Annotated in this window: 6 protein-coding genes; all 6 read right to left on the bottom strand. The window is 64.9% G+C overall.

Annotated elements, in window-relative coordinates; translation table 11 throughout:
• Window positions 1-209 (bottom strand): 50S ribosomal protein L4 (gene rplD / locus GPA_RS15770; protein ID WP_041239798.1); only part of this gene is annotated, 209 nt, incomplete at its 3' end.
• A 29-nt stretch (window positions 210-238) separates the two neighbouring features.
• Window positions 239-859, bottom strand: a complete 621-nt coding sequence (gene rplC / locus GPA_RS15765) for a 50S ribosomal protein L3 (protein ID WP_015540477.1) — start codon at window positions 857-859, stop codon at window positions 239-241.
• A 16-nt stretch (window positions 860-875) separates the two neighbouring features.
• Window positions 876-1,184, bottom strand: a complete 309-nt coding sequence (gene rpsJ / locus GPA_RS15760) for a 30S ribosomal protein S10 (RefSeq protein ID WP_009304899.1) — start codon at window positions 1,182-1,184, stop codon at window positions 876-878.
• A gap of 35 nt (window positions 1,185-1,219) precedes the next feature.
• Window positions 1,220-3,337: an elongation factor G gene (gene fusA, locus GPA_RS15755; protein WP_041239797.1), complete on the bottom strand. Its 2,118-nt coding sequence runs from the start codon at window positions 3,335-3,337 to the stop codon at window positions 1,220-1,222.
• A 14-nt stretch (window positions 3,338-3,351) separates the two neighbouring features.
• On the bottom strand, window positions 3,352-3,822 hold the full coding sequence (gene rpsG / locus GPA_RS15750) for a 30S ribosomal protein S7 (protein ID WP_041240690.1): 471 nt from the start codon (window positions 3,820-3,822) through the stop codon (window positions 3,352-3,354).
• Window positions 3,823-3,943: 121 nt separating this feature from the next.
• Window positions 3,944-4,315, bottom strand: a complete 372-nt coding sequence (rpsL, locus tag GPA_RS15745; RefSeq protein WP_041239796.1) for a 30S ribosomal protein S12 — start codon at window positions 4,313-4,315, stop codon at window positions 3,944-3,946.
• Window positions 4,316-4,638: the final 323 nt, after the last annotated feature.

Below are 4,638 nucleotides of genomic sequence, written 5' to 3'. Positions count from 1 at the left end.
GTGCCCTTCTGGCGCCACGGCTTCTTGCCGCCGCCGCGCACCTGGCCGCGGGTGAGCGTGTTGCTCGTGCCCTGGCGCCAGGCCGCGCGCTGCGAGCGAACGACCGTGTGCATGACGGTCATGTTCGGCTCGATGCCGAAAACGGTAGCGGCGAGGTCGGCGGAACCGGCCTTCTTCCCGCTCGCGTCTTTGATCTCAATCGTGGTCATTTAAACTCCTTATTACTTTCGATCCACGTTTACGCCATGCGGACGCGAACGATGCCATTCTTGCCGCCGGGGACGGCGCCCTTCACGAGGATGAGGTTCTGGTCCTCGTCGACGCGCACGACCTCGAGGTTCTTCACCGTCACGGTGTCGCAGCCCATGTGACCCGGGAGCTTGAGCCCCTTGAACACGCGGGACGGCGTGGCGCACTGGCCCACCGAGCCGGGAGCGCGGTGGAAGTGCGCGCCGTGGCCGCCCGGGCCGCCGCGGAAGCCGTAGCGCTTCATGACGCCGGCGAAGCCCTTGCCCTTGGACGTGCCGGTCACGTCGACCTTCTTCGTCTCGGCGAACGCGGCGACCGTCTGCTCGTCGCCCACGTTGTACTCGCCGGCATTCTCCACGCGCACCTCGCGCAGGTAGCGCACGGGAGCCGCGCCCTGCTTCTCGAAGTGGCCCTTCATGGGCTTGTTGACCTTCTTCTCCTTGATGGCGCCGAAGCCCATCTGCACGGCCTCGTAGCCGTCGGTGGCCTTCGTCTTCACCTGGCAGACCTTGTTGGGCTCGGCCTGGATGACCGTCACCGGGACGACGCGGTCGTCCTCGCCGAAGATCTGGGTCATGCCGATCTTCTTACCGTAGATTGCGTTGATCATTATCGCCTGACCCCCTTTACAGCTTGATTTCGATGTCGACACCGGCGGGGAGATCGAGACGCATCAGGGAATCCACCGTGTTCGGGGTGGGCTCCAGGATGTCGATGAGGCGCTTGTGCGTGCGCATCTCGAACTGCTCGCGCGAATCCTTGTCGACGTGCGGGCCCTTGACGACGCAGTACAGGTTGCGCTCCGTCGGCAGCGGGATGGGACCGGACACCTTGGCACCCGTCTTCTGCGCGGTATCGACGATGAGCTTCGTGGACTGGTCCACGATCTCATGGTCGTACCCCTTCAAGCGGATGCGAATCTTCTGATTAGCCACTTACTTACCTCCGTTATGCTTCAGGTCGCGCGCGCTTACGCGTTCCCGCCGGCCTTGCTGATAATTTCCTCCGCCACGCTCTTGGGCACCGGCTCGTAGGAGTCGAACTGCATGGTGTACACAGCCCGGCCCTGCGTGCCGCTGCGCAGGTCGGTGGCGTAGCCGAACATGTTGCCCAGCGGCACCTTCGCGCTGACCACGATGGCGTTGCCGCGCTTCTCCTGGCCCTGGATCATACCGCGGCGGGAGGGGATGTCGCCCATGACGAAGCCCGTGTACTCCTCCGGCGTCTCGATCTCCACGGCCATGACCGGCTCGAGGATGACGGGGCTGGACTTGCGGAGCGCTTCCTTGATGGCCATGGAACCCGCCACCTTGAACGCCGCCTCGGAGGAGTCGACGTCGTGGTACGAGCCGTCGACGAGTTCCACGCGCACGTCCTCGACCGGGTAGCCCGCGAGCACGCCGGAGTTCAGCGCCTCCTGGATGCCCTTGTCGATGGAGGGGATGTACTCCTTCGGCACCACGCCGCCCACGATCTTGTTCTCGAACAGGTAGCCTTCGCCGGCCTCCTGCGGGTACATGTTGATGACCGCATGGCCGTACTGGCCGCGACCGCCGGTCTGGCGCACGAACTTGCCCTCGGCGTTCATGACCTCCTTGCCGGGGCGCTCGCGGTAGGCAACCTGGGGCTTGCCCACGTTGGCCTCGACCTTGAACTCGCGCAGCAGGCGGTCGATGATGATCTCGAGGTGCAGCTCGCCCATGCCGGCGATGATGGTCTGGCCGGTCTCGTGGTTCGTGGACACGCGGAACGTCGGGTCCTCCTCGGCGAGCTTCTGCAGCGCCACGCCCATCTTGTCCTGCTCGGCCTTCGTCTTCGGCTCGACGGCGATGTCGATGACCGGGTCGGCGAACTCCATGGACTCCAGGATGATGGGGTGTTTCTCGTCGCAGAGCGTGTCGCCCGTGGACACGTCCTTCAGGCCCACCACGGCCACGATGTCGCCCGCCTGGCAGGCATCGATGTCGACGCGCTGGTTCGAGTGCATCTGCAGAAGGCGGCCGATGCGCTCCTTCTTGTCCTTCGACGCGTTCATGATGTAGGAGCCGGAATCCAGGCTGCCCGAGTACACGCGCAGGTAGGTGAGCTTGCCCACGAACGGGTCGGTCATGATCTTGAAGGCGAGCGCGGAGAACGGGGCCTTCACGTCGGAGGGACGCTCGTCCTCGGCACCCGTGTCGGGGTTCGTGCCCTTGATGGCCGGGATGTCAACCGGGGAGGGCATGTAGTCCACCACGGCGTCGAGCAGCTCCTGCACGCCCTTGTTCTTGTAGGACGAGCCCACGAACACAGGGTGGATCTGGCAGGCGATGGTGCCCTTGCGCAGGGCGGCCTTCAGCTCCTCGACCGTGACCTCCTCCTCCATGAGCACCTTCTCCATGAGGTCGTCGTCGCAGTCGGCGGCGGCCTCCAGCAGCTCCTGGCGGCGCAGCTCGGCCTCCTCGGCGAACTCGGCCGGGATGGCGTCCATGGGCTCGGGGTAGGTCATGCCCTTGTCGTCGGCCTTGAAGTCCCAGGCCGTCATCGTCACGAGGTCGATGACGCCCCAGAAGTTGTCCTCGGCGCCCATGGGAACCTGCGCGGCCACGGCCGGCGCGCCCAGGCGGTCCTTCATGGTCTGGATGGCGTTGAAGAAGTCGGCGCCCACGCGGTCGTACTTGTTGATGTAGGCGATGCGGGGCACGCCGTACTTGCTGGCCTGGCGCCACACGGTCTCGGACTGCGGCTGCACGCCGGCCACGGCGTCGAACACCGCGACGGCGCCGTCGAGCACGCGCAGGGAGCGCTCGACCTCGGCCGTGAAGTCAACGTGGCCGGGCGTGTCGATGATCTGGAAGCGGTACTCCTTGCCGTTGTCGGCACCGCCGGGGTATTTCCAGAAGCACGTGGTGGCGGCGGCCGTGATGGTCACGCCGCGCTCCTGCTCCTGCACCATCCAGTCCATCGTCGCGGCGCCGTCGTGCACCTCGCCGATCTTGTGGGTCTTGCCCGTGTAGTAGAGGATGCGCTCGGTCGTCGTCGTCTTGCCCGCGTCGATGTGGGCCATGATGCCGATGTTGCGCGTGTCTTGTAGAGACATTTTAGCCATAGACTGGGTCCCCCTTAGAAGCGGTAGTGCGAGAACGCACGGTTGGACTCGGCCATCTTGTACAGGTCCTCGCGCTTCTTCACCGACGCGCCGGTGTTCTCGGCGGCGTCCATGATCTCGGCGGCGAGGCGCTCCTTCATCGTGTGCTCCTTGCGCTTGCGCGAGAAGTCCACGATCCAGCGGATGGCGAGCGTCGTCGAACGGCGGGAGTTGACCTCCATCGGCACCTGGTAGGTGGCGCCGCCGACGCGCTTGGGCTTGACCTCGAGGGTCGGGCGGACGTTGTCCATGGCCTTCTTGAACACGGCCAGCGGGTCGCCGCCGGTCTTCTGCTCCACGATGGCGAACGCACCGTAGACGATGCCCTCGGCGGTGGCCTTCTTGCCATCGAGGAGGACCTTGTTGATCAGCTGCGTGACCAAACGGTTGTTGTACTGTGCGTCCGGCTGAACTTCACGACGGACTGCTGCTGCACGACGCGGCATGTATTTCTCCTTCTGGTTCCTGCGCGCTTCCGGGCGGCTCTTCGTCCCGCCCATTAGGCCGCCGCCCCACGCCCCCTTTGGGCGGAAGCGGCCTTAGCGGCCCGCGCGTCTTATCGGTTGCTTACTTGGGGCGCTTGGCGCCGTAACGGCTGCGGGCCTGCTTGCGGTTGTCCACGGCGGCGCAGTCGAGCGCAGCACGGATGACCTTGTAGCGGACACCGGGGAGGTCCTTCACGCGGCCGCCGCGCAAAAGCACCATGGAGTGCTCCTGCAGGTTGTGGCCGACGCCCGGGATGTAGGCCGTCACTTCCATGCCGTTGACGAGGCGCACGCGGCAGACCTTGCGGAGAGCCGAGTTCGGCTTCTTCGGCGTGGTTGTGAACACGCGGGTGCACACGCCGCGCTTCTGCGGGTTGCCCTTCAGGGCCGGTGTCTTGCTCTTGTCGACCGTCTTTTTGCGGCCCTTGCGGACCAGCTGGTTGATAGTAGGCAAAGCTTCTCTCCTTTTACCTCTTGCTTGTTCCGATTACCTTTATATAGATAGGGAATCGCTTCTGCGGTGCCTCCCTGTGCGCTCAGCTGATTCGCACAGGAAAACATACGCCCACGTGGGACGCGAACGAGAACTTTATCATCGCCCCCGCAGCTTGTCAAACGCCACGCACCCGGGAGTGTCTATATCTCCCACCTGCGTTTCGCCTGATGAAAGGCATCGGGCGCCGTTCGATAGGCGAAAGGCTCCACGTAATCTCGAATTTATTCCGCGTCGTCGGCCGCCGCGGCGCGCACGCGCAGGAGCGCGCGCATGTCGGCCGG

This window comes from Gordonibacter pamelaeae 7-10-1-b, from assembly GCF_000210055.1.
GTDB classification, from domain to species: domain Bacteria; phylum Actinomycetota; class Coriobacteriia; order Coriobacteriales; family Eggerthellaceae; genus Gordonibacter; species Gordonibacter pamelaeae.
Note: the sequence above shows the minus strand (reverse complement) of the source record. Positions and strands in the feature narration are given on the sequence as shown.